Source organism: Veillonella sp. ZSJB6, from assembly GCF_051549505.1.
Classification (GTDB): Bacteria; Bacillota; Negativicutes; order Veillonellales; family Veillonellaceae; genus Veillonella.
Map to the genome: position 1 here is coordinate 1 of NZ_JBPUGE010000120.1, position 252 is coordinate 252.

Here is a 252-nt window from a genome sequence, read left to right on the forward strand (position 1 = left end):
GCATCGACGAAGACGAGGGCGCCGACTTCGGAGTCGGTGATGGCGACCAGTTTCTCGATAATCTCTGGGTAAGCTGTCAACGAGTCGCGGGCCGCGAGCGTCTCGGTCAACTCGTTGCGGTAAGCCAAGTGCTGCTCGTTCTGTTGCGTCTGCTCCAAGATTTCTTCAAGTTCTTGCTGTTGCGCTTGAAGTTCTTCTTGTTGCGCAATCAACTCTTCTTGTTGCGCTTGCAATTCGTGGTTCTTCTCGATC

Annotated in this window: 1 protein-coding gene; it reads right to left on the bottom strand. The window is 53.6% G+C overall.

Annotated features, from left to right (window positions below):
- Nucleotides 1-233: hypothetical protein (locus tag ACSV5T_RS10130; RefSeq protein WP_438321053.1), on the bottom strand; the 233-nt coding region annotated here is incomplete at its 3' end.
- Between the last annotated feature and the right edge of the window lie 19 nt (nucleotides 234-252).